This is a genomic window from Streptomyces sp. NBC_01006 (genome assembly GCF_045162725.1).
Lineage (GTDB): Bacteria > Actinomycetota > Actinomycetes > Streptomycetales > Streptomycetaceae > Streptomyces.
The window spans coordinates 1757372-1774200 of record NZ_CP108700.1 but is presented as its reverse complement, the minus strand read 5'-3'; the positions used below and the strand labels follow the sequence as shown (position 1 = coordinate 1774200).

At 73.0% G+C, this 16829-nt stretch carries 16 protein-coding genes; 10 read left to right on the top strand and 6 right to left on the bottom strand.

Annotation, left to right across the window (positions count from 1 at the left end):
• Nucleotides 1–16 precede the first annotated feature (16 nt).
• Nucleotides 17–1966 carry an AAA family ATPase gene (locus OG509_RS07945; RefSeq protein WP_406181259.1) on the bottom strand — a complete coding sequence of 650 codons (1950 nt, stop codon included), beginning with the start codon at nt 1964–1966 and terminating at the stop codon, nt 17–19.
• Between the two features lie 378 nt (nt 1967–2344).
• A complete protein-coding gene (locus OG509_RS07940) occupies nt 2345–2980 on the bottom strand; it encodes a uridine kinase (RefSeq protein WP_406181257.1) in 636 nt (211 codons plus the stop codon).
• A 147-nt stretch (nt 2981–3127) separates the two neighbouring features.
• Between OG509_RS07940 and OG509_RS07935 the strand changes: the two genes are divergently transcribed.
• The 3 genes from OG509_RS07935 to OG509_RS07925 all read left to right on the top strand — a co-directional run bounded on the left by OG509_RS07935 (nt 3128) and on the right by OG509_RS07925 (nt 5369).
• Nucleotides 3128–4546: a peptidase C39 family protein gene (locus OG509_RS07935; RefSeq protein ID WP_406181255.1), complete on the top strand. Its 1419-nt coding sequence runs from the start codon at nt 3128–3130 to the stop codon at nt 4544–4546.
• A gap of 95 nt (nt 4547–4641) precedes the next feature.
• Nucleotides 4642–5064, top strand: coding sequence for an SPW repeat protein (locus OG509_RS07930; protein ID WP_385582066.1), 423 nt, complete (start codon nt 4642–4644; stop codon nt 5062–5064).
• 152 nt (nt 5065–5216) lie between these two features.
• A complete protein-coding gene (locus tag OG509_RS07925) occupies nt 5217–5369 on the top strand; it encodes an SCO1431 family membrane protein (RefSeq protein ID WP_106977289.1) in 153 nt (50 codons plus the stop codon).
• A 25-nt stretch (nt 5370–5394) separates the two neighbouring features.
• Here OG509_RS07925 and OG509_RS07920 read toward each other — a convergent pair whose 3' ends face one another.
• Nucleotides 5395–6312: a DUF6114 domain-containing protein gene (locus OG509_RS07920; protein WP_406181253.1), complete on the bottom strand. Its 918-nt coding sequence runs from the start codon at nt 6310–6312 to the stop codon at nt 5395–5397.
• Nucleotides 6303–6941 (bottom strand): DUF6230 family protein, encoded by a 639-nt coding sequence (locus OG509_RS07915; protein ID WP_406181251.1) that lies wholly within the window; start codon nt 6939–6941, stop codon nt 6303–6305. The genes OG509_RS07920 and OG509_RS07915 overlap by 10 nt, the downstream gene beginning before the upstream one ends.
• A gap of 100 nt (nt 6942–7041) precedes the next feature.
• On the opposite strand from OG509_RS07915, the gene OG509_RS07910 reads away from it, so the two are divergent.
• Both OG509_RS07910 and OG509_RS07905 read left to right on the top strand, forming a co-directional pair.
• The gene (locus OG509_RS07910) at nt 7042–7764 is read left to right on the top strand and encodes a TetR/AcrR family transcriptional regulator (RefSeq protein ID WP_406181249.1); all 723 of its coding nucleotides are present in this window, start codon (nt 7042–7044) and stop codon (nt 7762–7764) included.
• A 149-nt stretch (nt 7765–7913) separates the two neighbouring features.
• A complete protein-coding gene (locus OG509_RS07905) occupies nt 7914–9086 on the top strand; it encodes an acyl-CoA dehydrogenase family protein (RefSeq protein WP_406181247.1) in 1173 nt (390 codons plus the stop codon).
• 73 nt (nt 9087–9159) lie between these two features.
• Here the strand turns inward: OG509_RS07905 and OG509_RS07900 are convergent, their stop codons facing one another.
• Entirely contained in the window at nt 9160–9975 is an 816-nt protein-coding gene (locus OG509_RS07900; protein WP_406181245.1) for a phytanoyl-CoA dioxygenase family protein, read from the bottom strand.
• A gap of 583 nt (nt 9976–10558) precedes the next feature.
• Here OG509_RS07900 and OG509_RS07895 point away from each other — a divergent pair.
• Complete coding sequence (locus tag OG509_RS07895) at nt 10559–11692, top strand: hypothetical protein (protein WP_406181244.1); 1134 nt, start codon at nt 10559–10561, stop codon at nt 11690–11692.
• Nucleotides 11693–11705: 13 nt separating this feature from the next.
• Nucleotides 11706–12803, top strand: coding sequence for a phosphotransferase family protein (locus OG509_RS07890; RefSeq protein WP_406181242.1), 1098 nt, complete (start codon nt 11706–11708; stop codon nt 12801–12803).
• Nucleotides 12804–12850: 47 nt separating this feature from the next.
• Here the strand turns inward: OG509_RS07890 and OG509_RS07885 are convergent, their stop codons facing one another.
• The gene (locus OG509_RS07885) at nt 12851–13294 is read right to left on the bottom strand and encodes a hypothetical protein (protein ID WP_406181240.1); all 444 of its coding nucleotides are present in this window, start codon (nt 13292–13294) and stop codon (nt 12851–12853) included.
• Between the two features lie 217 nt (nt 13295–13511).
• Between OG509_RS07885 and OG509_RS07880 the strand changes: the two genes are divergently transcribed.
• From OG509_RS07880 to OG509_RS07870, 3 genes are all read left to right on the top strand, one after another.
• Nucleotides 13512–13952 (top strand): Lrp/AsnC family transcriptional regulator, encoded by a 441-nt coding sequence (locus tag OG509_RS07880; RefSeq protein WP_030011705.1) that lies wholly within the window; start codon nt 13512–13514, stop codon nt 13950–13952.
• A 66-nt stretch (nt 13953–14018) separates the two neighbouring features.
• Complete coding sequence (locus OG509_RS07875; protein ID WP_406181239.1) at nt 14019–15653, top strand: amidohydrolase; 1635 nt, start codon at nt 14019–14021, stop codon at nt 15651–15653.
• A 326-nt stretch (nt 15654–15979) separates the two neighbouring features.
• The gene (locus tag OG509_RS07870) at nt 15980–16789 is read left to right on the top strand and encodes a polyprenol monophosphomannose synthase (RefSeq protein ID WP_406181237.1); all 810 of its coding nucleotides are present in this window, start codon (nt 15980–15982) and stop codon (nt 16787–16789) included.
• Nucleotides 16790–16829: the final 40 nt, after the last annotated feature.

The window sequence follows — 16829 nt, the reverse complement described above, 5'->3', positions numbered from 1 at the left end:
GCAGGAGCCGCCCCCGCTACAGCGGCGGCGGCTCCTGCCGGTCGCGGTCCTGCGGGCCGCGCCCCGACAGGACCTCCCCGTACGCCTGCATCAGGTCGGGCAGCCGCAGCGTCGCCAGGTCCTCCCGGGAGGGATCGCCCGGGAAACCCGCCAGCCGCAGGTCCCGGTACGCGCAGCTCTTCTCGTACAGGGTGCGCAGGAAGCGGCCGTTGCCCAGCTCGTCGATCCAGCCCTGCTCCACCACGTGCCCGCTGATGCTGCGCAGCTCCTCCAGGGCCTCCTCGTCCCAGCAGTCCCCGTTCGCGTCCGCCAGCACCCCGCCGATCGCGGTCAGTTCCAGCGGCCGGTAGCTGGGGAAGTCCACCCGGGTCGTGAACCGCGAGGACAGCCCCGGGTTGGCGGCCAGCAGCCGGTCCATCCCGGCCGGATAGCCGGCCAGGATCACCACCAGGTGGTCACGGTTGTCCTCCGCCCGCTTGAGCAGCACCTGGAGCGCCTCGTCCCCGTACGCGTCGCCCTTGCTGTACCCGGTGTTGGAGAGGCTGTACGCCTCGTCCACGAACAGCACCCCGCCGATCGCGGAATCGATCAGCTCGTTCGCCTTCACGGCGGTCTGCCCGAGGAACTCGCCCACCAGGTCCGCCCGCTGGGCCTCCACCAGATGGTCCCCGCCCAGCAGCCCGAGCGCGTAGAAGACCCGGCCCAGGATCCGCGCCACCGTCGTCTTGCCGGTGCCCGAAGGCCCGGAGAAGACGAAATGCCGCTTCGGAGGCTGCACCGGCAGCCCCTGCCCGGCCCGCAGCCGGGCCATGTGCAGCTGCGCGGAGAGCGCCTTCACCTGCCGCTTCACCGGCTCCAGGCCCACCATCCGCTCCAGCTCCGCCAGCGCCTCGGCGAGCAGCGCCGGATCGGCCGGTCCGGCCGGCAGCCCCCCGGGCTCGGCCTGCGGCGGGACCGCCACCTTGCGGCGTACGCCCTCCACCCGGCCGGTGCCCGGGCCGCCCGGAGCCCCGAACCGCGGGTCCGGATCCGGCGCGATCAGCGGGTCCGGCTCCGCCTGCCCGTCCGCCGCGATGTCCTGGACGGGGCCGCCGCCGAGGGCCACCGCCGCGAAGTCCCCGCCGACCGGCGAGAGATCGTGGCCCGCGTACCCCTCGTAGCCGGACGCGGCGTATCCGGCGTATCCGTCGGCCCCGTCGACGTAGTCGCTGTCCTCGATCGCCGTCAGCCGGGCCGCCGTGTCCATGAACGCCGGGTCCACCCGGTGCACCGCCCGGTACAGCGGCAGCGCCGCCGCGCTGCGCCCGGTCCCCTCGTGCGCCCGCGCCAGCCAGTACCGCAGCTCCTTGCGCTGCGGCTGCTCGCTGCGGCAGCGCATCAGCGCCGCCGACAGCATCGGCTCGGCCTGCCCGTACATCTCCAGGCGGACCCGGGCCATCCCGCCGAACAGGCCGGCCTCGATCCCCAGCAGCGGATCGTCCACCAGCGGCTCGGTGTGCCGCACCAGCTGCTCCCAGTCCTTGACCAGGTAGGACCGGCAGGCGTGCAGGAACCGCACCTGCGTATCGGTGTCCACCGGCGGCAGCGCCGCCAGTGCCTGGTCCAGCTCGGGGACGTGCCGTCCGTCCAGCCAGTGCGAGGCGTGGGCCAGCAGGAGGTCCCGCCGGCTCTCCAGCACAGGCTGTACCCACCAGCCCAGCCAGTACCAGGAGTTCAGGGTCCGCCGGTGGCGGGCCCGCTGTTCGCCGAAGCGGTCGCGGTGGGCGTACATGCGCAATAAGGCGTTCGTGGTGTCCACCCGGAGCGCGTGCAGGCCCAGCCATGCGTCGGCCATCGAGGGATCCAGTCGTACGGCCGCCCGGAACTCCTCCTCGGCCTGCGGATAGGCGCCCATGGTGCAGGCGTCCACCCCGCGCAGCCAGGCGAGTTCGGCCGGGGCGTGCGTGCCCGGCGTGCCGAAGTCCATCACATCCCCCACAAGCCTGCCCCCGTGGTGCACAGCAACCCCCGCGTCGCGCCCGCGAGTTGTCCACTGCGCCGATGAAATCAGGGATGCATCGTACCTGCGGCCAAGCACCATACGTAGGGTGCGGCGGACACCGGTCGAAGGCGCACCAGGGGCGCACAAGGTGACTCAGGGTGAAGATTTCGGGGAGACCGGGCCCGTGCGGCGCCGGTGGGAAGCCGGCCCGGGGCAGAACGAAGCCCCCGATCACGGGGGAACGATCGGGGGCTTCGCGTCCGCTGCGGCCTGGAAAGACCGCGCATTCAGAACGTAAGGCCGGTGCGGGGCCCAGGTCAAGCAAGTCGGTACAGGCCCGCTCGGGCGGTTCTCGCGAGCTGCTCAGGCCTGGGGGAATCCGTCACCTTCCGTAACGGAAGAGGCCCTTCCGGCGGTCGCATCCGTCTCGGAAGTCCACTCGTACCCCGTACCGCTCTGGTGTACCAAAGTGTCCGCGAAGGGGCGCGAAGGATCGTCCGTGAAGTGCGCGAGCTCCGCGCGCTCCCATCCGTCCCAGAAGTCGGAAAGTTCACGCCCGTCCCGATTTCGCCCGCGCCCCCAGGACTGCGCGCGCGGGGTCTCCATCCACAGCAGCCGCGCCAGATACGGGCGCAGTGCCCGCCGCCCGGCCCCGACCCCCTCGATCAGCAGAACCGGAACCGGCTCCAGCACCCGCTCGGGGCCGAACCGGCGCTCCACCCAGTCGTACGGGGCCCAGTGGGCCGGCCGACCGGCCGCGAGCGGCTCCAGCACCTGCGCGCGCAGTCGCTCCGGCCACTCGAACAGCTCCTCGTGGGTGGCCACGTCGTCCAGGTGCAGCACCGGCGCCCCGCCCAGGGCCTCGGCGAGCCGCCCGGCGAAGGTGCTCTTCCCGGACCCCGCGTGCCCGTCGACGGCGATCAGCCGGACCGGGCCCAGCGACGGGGGCAGGGCGACGAGTTCGCGCGCGAGTGACTGAAGTGACTGGTGAGGCTCCACCCGGCCAGGGTAGGGCCCCGGCCCTACCCTGGTCCGCTCCGGTCCCGCGTCACCCCGACACGGGGCCGTGGCTTCGCCGTCCGGCGGGCGGGAACTGGAAGGGTGGGGGAGCCGACCCAGCCGCACCGACCCTTGGGGGCCACGCCGATGACCGCACCCACACCACGCCGTGCCCTGCTGGCCCTCGCGCTCGCCGCGGCCGCGGCGGCCACCGTCCCGGGCGGCCGGGCCTCGGCATCCGGCGCGAAGCCCCCGGCCGGCACGGGCGCCGGCGATGGCCCGGCCGAGGCGGAAGCGGAAGGGGCGGCGGCAGGCGCAGCCGCGGCCAAGACCGTGGACAACCGGTTCTGGTACTCGTACGCGCACTGGCTGGCCGGCACCCACCGCGGCACCGCCGCCCTCGCCGGCGCCCGCCCCGGCCTGGTGATCGACACCCCGGCCGGCCGCACCGAGTACACCGACCCGCACACTGCGAAGAAGGCCACCTGGGAGTACGCGGTCTGGACCTCCCCGGTGCACCGCTCCGGAGTGCCCGGCACCGAGGCCATCGCCTCCTGGAACGCCCACACCCCGGCGGGCACCTGGATCCAGGTGGAACTGCGCGGCACGTACGGCAGCGGCGCAGCCACCCCCTGGTACGTGATGGGCCGCTGGGCCTCCGGCGACGGCGACATCCGCCGCACCTCCGTGGACGGCCAGACCGACGGCAGCACCACCGTGTGGACCGACACCCTGGCCGTCGACGCCCCCGCGCGGGCGAGCGGCGTACGGATCGCCGACTGGCAGCTGCGCCTGACCCTCCACCGCAAGCCCGGCGCCGCCCAGGGCCCGACGGTGTGGCTGGCCGGGGTCATGGTCTCCGACGTCCCGGACCGGTTCACCGTCGCCGCCTCCGCCCCCTCGGGCAAGGCCCACGAGCTGAAGGTCCCCCGCTATTCGCAGGAGGTCCACAAGGGCCACTACCCCCAGTACGACAACGGCGGCGAGGCCTGGTGCAGCCCCACCTCCTCCCAGATGATCATCGAGTACTGGGGCCGCAAGCCCGCCGCCGGGGACCTGGCCTGGGTCGATTCCCGCTACCCCGACCCGCAGGTCTGCCACGCGGCCCGGTTCACGTACGACAGCGCGTACAAGGGCTGCGGCAACTGGCCGTTCAACGCCGCGTACGCCGCCACGTACACCGATCTCGCCGGGGTCGTCACCCGGCTCCGCTCCCTCGCCGAGCTGGAGATCCTCGTCGGGGCGGGGATCCCGGTGATCACCTCGCAGTCCTTCCTTGCGGAGGAGCTCACCGGTGCGGGCTACGGCACCGCGGGCCACCTGATGACCGTCGTCGGCTTCACCGCCGCCGGGGACGTGGTCGCCAACGACCCGAACTCGCCCGACGACACGGCCGTCCGCCGGGTGTACGGGCGCCGGGAGTGGGAGAACGTCTGGCTGCGGACGAAGCGCCACAATTCCGCCGGAAAGGTCGCGTCCGGCTCCGGGGGCATCTGCTACCTGTACGCCCCGGCCCGCCCGAGCGTCACCCAGATCGCCGCCCTCCGGGCGGTGGGAGTGCTGTGATCGGAGTGCCGGAAGTTCCCGTTGACCGCGAGCATAGATAAGCGGAACATAAAGCCATAAAGGGCAGATAAGGCTTCTACAGGAGGCGGCCCGCCATGACCACCCACAGCATCGAACACCACCCCGACCTCGCCGAGATGCGCTCCCGGTTCGAGCGGGTCACCAGCACCCCCGCCGCGCAGGCCGTGGAGGCACTGGCCCTCATCACGGGCCTGTACCTGGCGGCCTCGCCCTGGATCGCCGGGTTCAGCGGACTCAGCTCGCTGGCGATCAACAACCTGATCGCCGGCGTCGCGTACTGCCTGTGCATGAGCGGACTCGGCTCCGCCTACGAACGCACCCACGCGATGGCCTGGACGGCGGTCGCCATCGGAGCCTGGACGATCGTGGCTCCCTGGGTCATCGCCGGTGACGTCAGCACGACCCGGTCCGTGGTCAGCAACGTCATCACCGGCGGCGTCGCGCTGCTGCTCGCCCTCGCCATGGCGGGCATGGCGGGACGCAACCGCGCGACCTGACCCGTGTACGCACCGGGTGGTGCACCCGGTACGCACCGGGCCCCGACCGCGAGGCGGCCGGGGCCCGGTGGCACGCCGGGGCGGCGTGACGCGTGCCACGCGTGACGATCGTCTCTACCGCCAAAGCCGCGAACGCTGTCACATTGGACGGTATGACCGCATACAGCGCCTCCCTCACCGCCCGCGCCCGGAACCTCGTCCGGACCGGTGGCCCCAAGGACCACTCCAAGTGGCTGGAGCACGTGCTCGGCTGGACGCTGGTGGTCGTCGTCGCCATGTTCGTCACGCAGGTCGGCTGGCTCTGACCTCCGGGGCCTGCGCCGACGAGGCCTACAAGGCCTCCAGCCGCAGGCCGTCCGTGACGATCAGGTCCGAGGTGACCAGAGCCTGTTCGGCGCTGACCCGGGTCATGAAGACGAACGGCGGGATCACCGGGGGAGCGGGCAGTCCGTCCGGGCTGAACGTGACGCACAGCAGCCCTTCGATACAGCCGCTGAACTTGGTCAGGTACAAGGTCACATTGCCCCGCAGCTCAAGGGAGGCGGCGGCGAGCCCGTACTCCTCGCGGCCGTCGCGGGTGCGCAGCCGGTAGTCGGCCAGCGAGGCCGCGCGCATCTTCAGCACCAGCACCCTCAGCGGCCCGTCGGACGTCGCGACCTCGGTGACGCCCGCGAAGGCGAAGCCCTGCGGGGCGAAGAGCGAGGTGGTGACCGTCGGGGGAGTCCGGGGCGCCGTCGGCGGCCCGTGGGGCGGGGCAGCCGCCCTGGCCGGCGGGGCTCCCGTCGCCGGCGCGGCCGCCAGCAGCACCGGCAGTACGACGGCGAGCACCCGCGGACCGGGACCGCCCGGCCCGCGCTCGTACGACGCCTCCTCGTCCGCGGATCCGTCCGCGGCTCCCTCCGGGAGCGGCGTCCACCCGAAGGCCAGCGCGCTCCCGGCGATCCCGAGCAGCATGCCGACCAGGAACCCGCCCAGGTTGGTCGCCAGGAACGACAGCACCGACAGCAGCAGGGCGTGGACGCAGACGTACGCCCGGGCCTGCGGCAGGAACCACAGGAACAGGCCCGCCACCACGAGTGCGGCGCCGATCCCGATCGCCGCGATCCCGCCGAGGCCCAGGCTCACCAGCACGGTCAGCGGGGAGAGCGGGACCAGCAGCAGCTCGGCCCCGCCCAGGATGACCAGCAGCCCGCCCCAGAACGGCCGGGTCCGGCGCCAGGCGCGCAGCCGAAGGCGGCTCAGAAGCACTTCTTGCCGTCCAGGCCGACGCTCACCCGCATGCCCTTGAGGCGGAAGTTCCCGCCGGTCGCGGACCAGGCGTGCGATTTCACCCCGACGACCTCGATGTCCCCGGCCTGGAGGCCGAACTTCCCCGGCTCCCCCCTGACCCCCTCCACCTGGTCGAGGGTCGAGGCGTCCCGGCCGATCTGCGCCGTGCCGAAGGTCGCGTCGCCGTCGAGGTCCTCGCCGTCGATGACGAGGTTGCTCGCGGTGACCTCCCCGGCCGGACCGCCCGCGGTCAGCTTGAAGACCACCGTGCCCAGCGGGGTGTCCACCTCGGCGGACTGGCAGATGTCGGTGAGCGTGGCCTCGCCGATGCCGAGCAGCGCGACCGGATGCCCCTTGCCGTCGACGGATCGGTCCGTCTGCACGTACGAGGCCAGGCCCTTGCTGCTCAGCTTCGAGGAGGAGACCTGGAAGGCGGTCCCCGAGACGGCGAACGACGCGGCGAGCGCGCCCTGGGCCATGACCACGGCCATCGCCCCGACCGCGAGGTCCGCGGGCACCGCGACCGCGGCCGACTTCCGCCAGTTGACCCGGCCTTCGCGACCGCGGATCGTTCCCGCGCCGCTGTTCACGCCGCTGTTTTTGCTCATGGAAGTGCCTCCCGTACGTCGTCCGGTGCGCAGGGGAAGTGCATGAGGCAGGTCTGCCATACTGCGGGCATCCTGTGGCAGTTCGAGGCTAGGGCCGAATTTGAATAATAGTCAACAGCGGGGCGCGAGCGAGCGTTCGCAGGTCCGCAGGGCCGAACTCATAGCGACCGGGCGCAAGTTGTTCGCCGACACCTCGTACGACGCGCTCTCCATGGACGACATCGCCAAACAGGCGGGTGTCGCCAAGGGGCTGATCTACTACTACTTCAAGAGCAAGCGCGGCTACTACCTCGCCATCGTCGAGGACTCGGTGGCCGAGCTCGTCGCCCGCGCCGCCGGCGAACCGGACCTGCCCAACGCCGAGCGGGTGCGCCGCACCATCGACGGCTACCTCTATTACGCCGAGCACCACCAAGCCGCCTACCGCACCATCGTCACCGGGGGAGTGGGCTCCGACGCCGAGGTGCTCGCGATCCGCGACGCGGTGCGCGAGGAACTGGTGGCCACCATCGCCGAAGGCGCGTACGGGCGCCGTGCCGTCCCGCCGCTCGCCCGGCTCGCGCTGGTGGGCTGGCTGTCCGGGGTCGAGGGGACCACGCTGGAGTGGATCGGTGCCCTGGCCGCAGACACGGATGCCGATGCCGACGCGGAATCCGCCGCGCGGCAGCCCGACCGGGACCGGCTCGGGGTCCTCCTCGTCCGCCAGCTGCGCGCGACGCTGACGGTGATCGGGGAGTTCGTCCCGGAGTGTCCGCCGCCACCTCTGCCCGAAGACGCGTTCGAGCCGACCGGTGATCTTGCCCCAGTGACGGGAAGTCCCTGATCGGGCATACTCAAGCCGCCCGCAGCCACTGATCTGCCGCTTCCGTGATCCGGGAGGGCAGTATCGGCTGTGAGAAGCACCGAGACCCGGCGGCCCGTCCCACACCTCACGTGCCGCCGCCGTGCCCGACGAGGGAGGAGAGCGCCGCCATGACAGACCGCGCCCCGCAGCCGGTGGACCGTCAGCTGCCCACCGAGGAGTCCCGGGATCTTCTCGCGCTCGTGCGAGAGATCGCGCAGCGGGAGATCCGCCCCGTGGCCGCCGACGAGGAGGACGCCGGGACGTTCCCGCGCGCGATCTTCACCCTCCTGTCCGAAGCCGGCCTGCTCGGTCTCCCGTACGCCGGTGAGTACGGCGGCGGCGAGCAGCCGTACGAGGTCTACCTCCAGGTCCTGGAGGAGCTCGCCGCGGCCCGCCTGACGGTCGGGCTCGGCGTCAGCGTGCACTCCCTGGCCTGCCACGGCCTGGCCGGATACGGCACCGAGGAGCAGCAGAAGGCCCACCTGCCCGCCATGCTCGGCGGCGGCCTGCTCGGCGCGTACTGCCTCTCCGAGCCCGCCTCCGGATCCGACGCCGCCTCGCTGACCACCAAGGCCGTGCGCGACGGCGACCACTGGGTCATCACCGGCACCAAGGCCTGGATCACCCACGGCGGGGTCGCCGACTTCTACACCGTCCTCGCCCGCACCGGCGGCGAGGGCCCCAAAGGCATCACCGCCTTCCTGGTGCCCGGCGACGCGGAGGGCCTGACGGCCGCCGTCCCCGAGAAGAAGATGGGCATGAAGGGCTCGCCCACCGCCCAGCTGCACTTCGACGGGGTCCGCGTTCCCGACACCCGCCGCATCGGCGAGGAGGGCCAGGGCTTCACCATCGCGCTGGCGGCCCTGGACGCGGGCCGCCTGGGCATCGCCGCCTGCGCCATCGGCGTCGCGCAGGCCGCCCTGGACGAGGCCCTCACGTACGCCCTGGACCGCAAGCAGTTCGGGCACCCCATCGCGGACTTCCAGGGCCTGCGCTTCATGCTCGCCGACATGGCGACCAAGATCGAGGCCGGCCGGGCGCTGTACCTGGCGGCGGCGCGGCTGCGCGACGCGGGCAAGCCGTTCTCCCGCCAGGCGGCGATGGCGAAGCTGTTCTGCACGGACGCCGCCATGGCCGTCACGACGGACGCGGTCCAGGTCCTCGGCGGCTACGGCTACACCGCGGACTTCCCGGTGGAGCGCCTGATGCGCGAGGCGAAGGTCCTCCAGATCGTCGAGGGCACCAACCAGATCCAGCGCATGGTCATCGCCCGCCACCTGGCGGGCCCCGAGTCCCACTGACGGCCGACCCGCCCCTCGGGGCACGCCCGGCCCTGGCCCGGCCGGGCGACCGGCCGGGCTGCCACCAGTCGGACTAAGGCAGGTCGTCACCGACGGGCAGTGGCTTCGCGTCGTGGTTGACGAAGAGGTCCTGGCGCGCGGCGGGGTGGTCGGCCGGCGGGGCGTTGGACACCGCGTTGTAGCTGATCAGGGCGAGGGTACGGGCGCGCGTGGAGCGGTTCGGGCCCGAGCTGTGCACCAGGTTGCCGTGGAAGAGGACCACCGTGCCGGCGGGGCCGGTGGCCCCGTGCACACCCCGGGTGCGGGCGAGCTCCTCGGTCGAGGGCTCCGGGAGCGCGTAGGCGTTGCGGCTCGACGTGATCCAGGCCCAGTCGCCCTCTCCGCCTTCCGCGGGCCCGGTGTTCCCGGCCGGCGCGGCCGTCCCCGGCCGGTCGGTGTGCGTGCCAGGTATCAGGCGCAGCGGCCCGTTCTCCTCGGTGACCTCGTCGAGGAACACGGCGGCGGTCAGCGCCGCCGGGCGCCGCATCCCGTCGGCGGCCCGCCAGAAGTCGAAGTCCCGGTGCCACTGCCAGCGGTCGCCGCGCCGGGCCGCCTTCGGATTGACCTTCCACTGGTACACGTACATGTCCTCCCCGAGGAGCAGCCGGGCCAGCGCGGTCAGCGGTGACGCCTCGGCCAGTGCCTGCCAGGGACCGCCCCTGCGGTGGAGCCCGTAGACGGCGCGCACGGTCGTGCCGTCCTCCTCGAAGAACCGCTGCGGTCCCTCCTCCGCGAGTACGCCGGGCAGTTCCTCGGTCAGGGGGCCCCAGATCTCGTGCGGGGTCATCGGGGGTACGACGACAAAGCCGTCGCGCCGGTATTCGGCCAGGAGCCGCTTCGGGTCCGTCATGGGCCCAGGGTGCAGCCCGGCCCCCGCCCGGGCGAGGCGGCACGGGGAGCGCACAGGGAGTGCGCCGGGTCACCCCCGGCCGCTCCTGCCGGCGGCCGCCGTAGGCCGTGTCTTTCGGATCAGGCCGGGCCCGACGGCCAGATCGGGGAAGTGGCGACCCGGGACCACTCCGGATCGCGGCGGCCCGGCAGGGTGCGTCCGTCGGCGGCCCAGCGGGCCAGCAGCGCATCGTAGATCGGCGGGTCCGGCTGCCGTTGCTGAACCGATTCTTCATGGCGAGGAACCGATTCTTCGTGGCGGGGAGGCGCCGGACGCCGCCGCCGTCCCGTTCTTGCCCCAGGGGATTCGAGCGTGGTCATGCCCGGCCAACGCGCCACCCGACGCACGGGTAACCGCCCCCGCCCTCCGGGTATCCGTTCGAGATGTCCCCGCCCCCGCCCCCACCCCCCGCCCCGAGGTCCCCGGACCCCTTCCGAGTGGCCAGACGTGCCGGGCTGTCAGGGAGTGACAGAACTCTGGCCCCGAACCCGGTATCTGACGTACCGTCATATCCGCCTGAGCCCGCTGCCCCAGGAGGCTTGCCATGCCCGCGGACCGACCCGTACCGCTCGACGAATACCCCGTCCACCAGGCCCCGTTGTCGATGAAGCACCTCGTCACCGGGGACCGGAACGCCTACGACCGCTGCATCTTCCACGTCTTCGACCACGCCGGCCGCGCCGTCCTCATCCTCGGCCTCGGCGTCTACCCCAACGCCGGGGTCATCGACGCCTACGCCACCCTCCGCACCGGCGACGAACTCCTCGCCGTCCGCGCCTCCGACGCCCTCACCGACGACCGCATGAACCTCTCCGTCGGCCCGCTGCGGATCACCGTCGACGAACCCCTGAAGCGGATCACCCTCCGGTGCGAGGCCGACCCCGCCGACCCCGACGGGCTCTCGTACGACATCACCTGGACCGCCGGGTTCCCCGCCGTCTGGGAGCCCCACCACGTCCAGCGCCGCGGCGACCGCCTCATGCTCGAAGGCCGCCGCTTCGTCCAGGCCGGCCAGGTCACCGGCACCATCCGGGCCAAGGGCGAGGAGTACGCCCTCACCCCCGGCGAGTGGACCGGAACCCGCGACCGCAGCTGGGGCGTGCGCCCCGTCCCCGGCGAGGACGGCGGCCGCGCCGCCGAGGAGCACCGGCCCGAGGGCTTCCACTGGCTCTGGATCCCCGTCCGCTTCGAGGACCGCTTCCTCATGGTCATCGCTCAGGAGGACGCCGACGGCCACCGCACGCTCAACGAGGCCGTCCAGGTCTTCCCCGAGGACAGCGGCCGCCACGACGTACAACTCGGCTGGCCCCAGACCGAGATCCGCTACCGCCCCGGCACCCGCCACCCCGAGAGCGCCGTCGTCCACCTCGCCGACCCGGCCCGCAAACCCCTCGAACTCGGCGTCGAGATCCTGAACTCCTCCCCGCTCGCCGTAGGCGCCGGCTACCCGCCCGCCGCCGACTGGCAGCACGGCACCTGGCAGGGCCGCGGCTGGACCGACCGCCGCGTCTACGACCTCTCCGACCCCGCCGCCCACCCCATGGCCGCCTTCGGCGTCACCGATCACTCCGCCCGCTTCACCCTCGACGGGCGCACCGGCTTCGGGATCTTCGAGCACGGCAGCTTCGGCCGCCATGACCCGAGCGGCTTCGCCGACTACTCCTCCGTCGCCCAGTAGGGAAGGGGCTCACATGGCCACCGCACCACGTCCGCGCACCTCCACCCGGGAGCCCGGGGAACTCGGCCTCCGCCTCGCAGCCTGGCTGGACGGCAGGCTCCCCGGCGCGAAGGTCACCAACGTCGCGGTCCCCGCGTCCAACGGCATGTCCAGCGAGACCCTGCTCTTCGACATAGAGCACCCCGACACCCCGGTCCGCGCCTGCGCCCTGCGGCTCGCCGCCGACCCGGCCGCCTACACGGTGTTCCCCACGTACGACATGCCCCGCCAGCACCGCGTGATGAGCCTGGTCGCCGCCCACACCGACCTGCCCGTCCCGCGCGTGCTCTGGCTGGAACAGGACCCGGGGCCGCTCGGCGCGCCCTTCTTCGTCATGGCCCGCGCCGAGGGCCGGGTCCCGCCCGACGTCATGCCTTACACGTACGAGGGAAACTGGCTGCACGCCGCCGGCGACCGCGAACGCGCCGCACTCCAGGAGGCGAGCATCTCGCTGCTGGCCCGGCTGCACGACCAGTTCCCCGCCGAGGAGGCCGAGTTCCTCCTCCCCGAGGGCGCCGGCAGCCCGCTGCGCCGACACGTCGACGCCCAACGCGCCTACTACGCCTGGGTGGTCGAGGCACTCGCGCCGTCCCCGCTGCTGGAGCGGGCCTTCGAACGCCTGGAGGAGCTGTGGCCCGCGGACGAGGGCCCGGCCGTCCTCAACTGGGGCGACGCCCGCATCGGCAACGTCGTCTACCGGGCCGACGGGTTCGAGCCCGTGGCCGTCCTGGACTGGGAGATGGCCGCGTACGCCCCGCGCGAGGTCGACCTCGGCTGGACCGTGTACCTCCACCGCTTCTTCCAGGACCTGACCGTCGGCTTCGGCCAGAGGGGCCTGCCGGACTTCCTGCGCCGCGAGGACATCGAGCGCCGGTACGCCGAACTCACCGGGCACACCCCGCGGGACATGGAGTTCCACACCCTGTACGCGGCGCTGCGGCACGGGATCGTGATGCTGCGCATCGCCTACCGGCAGGCGCACTTCGGGGAGGTCGAGATCCCCGCGGATCCGGACGGCCTGATCCTGCACCACGCCAGCCTCCGGGCCATGGTGCAGGGCACGTACTGGTAGATCCGGCCGGATCCCGATGGATCCGGCGCCCGCGGCCGGGAAGGCCGTCAGGCGGCCTGCGCGTGCTGCCGCATCTGCGGCAGCAGCGCCGGCGCCGGCATCCGCACGGGACGCGAACCGGGACCGCCGACGTGCGAGAACGGCTGCGTCCGCCAGTCCAGACCCTGCGGCAGGTCCAGCAGCACGACCTCCAGCTCCTGGGGCTCGCCCTGGGCCATGCCCACCGTCGGCAGCGCGTCGGAGGCCGGGCGGCCCGTGCCCGCGCACACCGTGAGCCCGAACGGGTTCCACGGGGTCAGGCAGAGCGCGTGCTCCGGCAGGTACTCCTCGTCCGCGACGAGGGCGATCGACTGGCCGCAGTCCGGGCAGATCGCGTGGTGGATCTCGAAGCCGTCGAACCCGTCGGCGTCTTCGAGGTACTCACCGTCCTCGGCGTCGACGAATTCCAGGGGCTCCGGTTCGGTGCGACCGGCGCGCTTGGTGTTCAGCATGGATGTACTCCCCCTTGGGTGGGCCGGGCGGGCAGGTTCTACGGCCTCGGCCACAGCAAGCACTTCCCGCCGCGCGGCACGAGTAACCACAACATCCCGGCGTACGCCTCCATACCCTTGTGGCCTTGGTCACATGCCCGCCGCAGGTGCCACTTGTGGCCGGACAGCACTGTGCCTGGAGCGCCCTTGGGCCTTAGGTTGAGCGGCTATGAGCGCAATGGAGGAGCTGGACCGCCAGATCGTGGATCTGCTCGTGCGGGACGGGCGGATGAGCTACACGGATCTGGGCAAGGCCACGGGACTGTCCACGTCGGCGGTCCACCAGCGAGTACGCCGTCTGGAACAGCGCGGAGTGATCCGCGGGTACGCGGCCGTCGTCGACCCCGAAGCCGTGGGCCTGCCCCTGACGGCCTTCATCTCGGTGAAGCCCTTCGACCCGAGCGCGCCGGACGACATCGCCGACCGGCTGGCCGGAGTACCGGAGATCGAGGCCTGCCACAGCGTCGCCGGCGACGAGAACTACATCCTCAAGGTCCGGGTCGCGACCCCGCTGGAGCTGGAGGACCTCCTGGGCCGCCTGCGCGCCCTGGCCCACGTCTCCACCCGCACCACGGTGGTCCTCTCCACCCCGTACGAGGCCCGCCCGCCCCGGGTGTGACGCCTTTTCCGCCGCGCCCCCGGGGGCGCGGTCGAGGCGGGGCCGCGGACCCGCGAAACTAAGGTCATGACCGACCGCACCGCCAGTTCCGCCGACGCCGCCGGAGCCCCCGCATCCGAACGGACCGTTCTCCTCCGCGGGGGCGAGGTACACAGCCCCGCCGACCCCTTCGCCACCGCGATGGTCGTCGAGCGGGGACACATCGCCTGGGTGGGCTCCGAAGGCGCCGCCGACGCCTTCGCGCAAGGCGTCGACGAGGTCGTCGACCTCGGCGGGGCGCTCGTCACACCCGCCTTCACCGACGCGCACGTCCACACCACCTCCGCCGGCCTCGCCCTCACCGGGCTGGACCTCACCGGCGCCGCCTCCCTCGCCGACGCCCTGCGCCTCGTCCGCGCGTACGCCGAGCGCCGCCCCGCCGACCGGGTGCTCCTCGGCCACGGCTGGGACGCCTCCCGGTGGCCCGAGCGCCGTGCGCCCCACCGTGCGGAGCTCGACGAGGCCGCCGCCGGACGCCCGCTCTACCTCAGCCGCATCGACGTGCACTCCGCCGTCGTCACCACCGCCCTGCTGGACCTCGTACCGGCCGTCTCCGTCCGCGGTGACGAGCCGCTGACCCGCGAGGACCACCACGCCGTCCGCCGGGCCGCGCTCGCCGCCGTCACCCCCGCCCAGCGCGCCGAGGCCCAGCGGGCCGCCCTCGACCGGGCCGCCTCCCTCGGCATCGGCTCCGTCCACGAGTGCGGCGGACCCGACATCTCCTCGGCCGAGGACTTCGCGGACCTCCTCAACCTCGCCCGCGAGCGGCCCGGACCCCGCGTCTTCGGCTACTGGGCGGACCGGGACCTCGAACAGGCCAAGGCGCTCGGCGCCATCGGCGCCGCGGGCGACCTCTTCGTGGACGGCGCCCTCGGCTCCCACACCGCCTGCCTGCACGCCCCGTACGCCGACGCGGGCCACACCGGCACCGGCTACCTCGACGCCGCCGAAGTCGCCGAGCACGTCGCCGCGTGCACCGAGGCGGGGCTCCAGGCCGGCTTCCACGCCATCGGCGACGCGGCCCTCACCGCCGTCGTCGAGGGCATGCGCGCCGCCGCCGAGAAGGTCGGCCTCGCCCGCGTCCGCGCCGCGCGGCACCGCGTCGAGCACGCCGAGATGATGACCCCCGAGACCATCGCCGCCTTCGCGGACCTCGGCCTCACCGCCTCCGTACAGCCCGCCTTCGACGCGGCCTGGGGCGGCGAGGAGGGCATGTACGCCGACCGGCTGGGCGCGGAGCGCGCCCGTACGCTCAACCCCTTCGCCGCCCTGCTCAAGGCCGGTGTGCCGCTCGCCTTCGGCTCCGACGCCCCGGTGACCCCGTTCGACCCGTGGGGCACCGTCCGGGCGGCGGCCTTCCACCGCACCCCCGAGCACCGGATCTCCGTACGGGCCGCCTTCACCGCCCACACCCGGGGCGGCTGGCGGGCCCTCGGACGCGACGGAGCCGGTGTGCTCGTGCCCGGCGCCCCCGCCGACTACGCGCTGTGGGAGACCGCCGAACTGGTGGTCCAGGCCCCCGACGACCGGGTCGCCCGCTGGTCCACGGACCCCCGTTCGGGGACCCCCGGGCTGCCCGACCTCACCCCCGGCGGCGATCTGCCGGTGTGCCTCGCCACCGTCGTCGGCGGGCGGGAGGTATTCGTACGGCCACAGGGGTGATCCGGTCGGCCTCGGTTCGGTACGGGCGCTCGGACCCGGATAGGTTCGGCCGGGTCCACCACCGGACGTCCGTACCGGGCGGATCCGTCTGCTCAGCGCGCCCGCGCCTCGGGGGCGAGGGAAGGTTTCGCCGGGAAGGGGGTCCTCCCTGCTCCCCAAGAGCTCGGGGGAAGGTGGCCCCGGTCGGGGCCCGCGGTCCAGTAGACAACGGTCACGGCGACCCGCAGCCAGCGGGAGCCGGACCGGCCCGAAGGACCGCGGGCCCCGACCACTGTTCTAAAGTCATCCTCTGAGACAGGACGGACAAGAACACGAAGGCGGACTCAGTGAGCGACGGCGGACAGCGAGGGCACGGACCGCTCGGCACGGCCTTGGTGATCATTCCGACCTTCAACGAGGCGGAGAACATCGGGCCGATCGTCGGCCGCGTGCGCGCAGCGGTGCCCGAGGCGCACATCCTGGTCGCGGACGACAACAGCCCCGACGGCACCGGCAAGCTCGCCGACGAGCTGGCGGCCGCCGACGACCACGTGCACGTCCTGCACCGCAAGGGCAAGGAAGGCCTCGGCGCCGCCTACCTGGCGGGCTTCTCCTGGGGCCTGGAGCGCGACTACGGCGTGCTCGTCGAGATGGACGCCGACGGCTCCCACCAGCCGGAGGAGCTGCCCCGGCTGCTCACCGCGCTGGCCGGGGCCGACCTGGTCCTGGGTTCGCGCTGGGTGCCGGGCGGCCGGGTGGTCAACTGGCCCAAGAGCCGCGAGTTCCTCTCGCGCGGCGGCTCGGTGTACTCCCGGCTGATGCTGGACGTCCCGATCCGCGACGTGACGGGCGGCTACCGTGCCTTCCGCCGCGCGACCCTGGAGGGGCTGGGTCTGGAGGAGGTGGCCTCCGCGGGCTACTGCTTCCAGGTCGACCTGGCCCGCCGCGCCGTCCACCAGGGCTTCCGCGTCGTCGAGGTGCCCATCACGTTCGTCGAGCGCGAGTTCGGCGACAGCAAGATGAGCAAGGACATCGTGGTGGAGGCCCTGTGGCGGGTCACCCAGTGGGGGCTCAAGGGCCACGCGGCGAAGCTGACCGGCCAGGACAAGCCCAAAGGCCTGACCAAGGGCCCGGCCAAGGGCCCGGACGCCCCTTAGGGGATGTCCGGTACCTCCGGCTGAGGCCGCTTTTTACGCC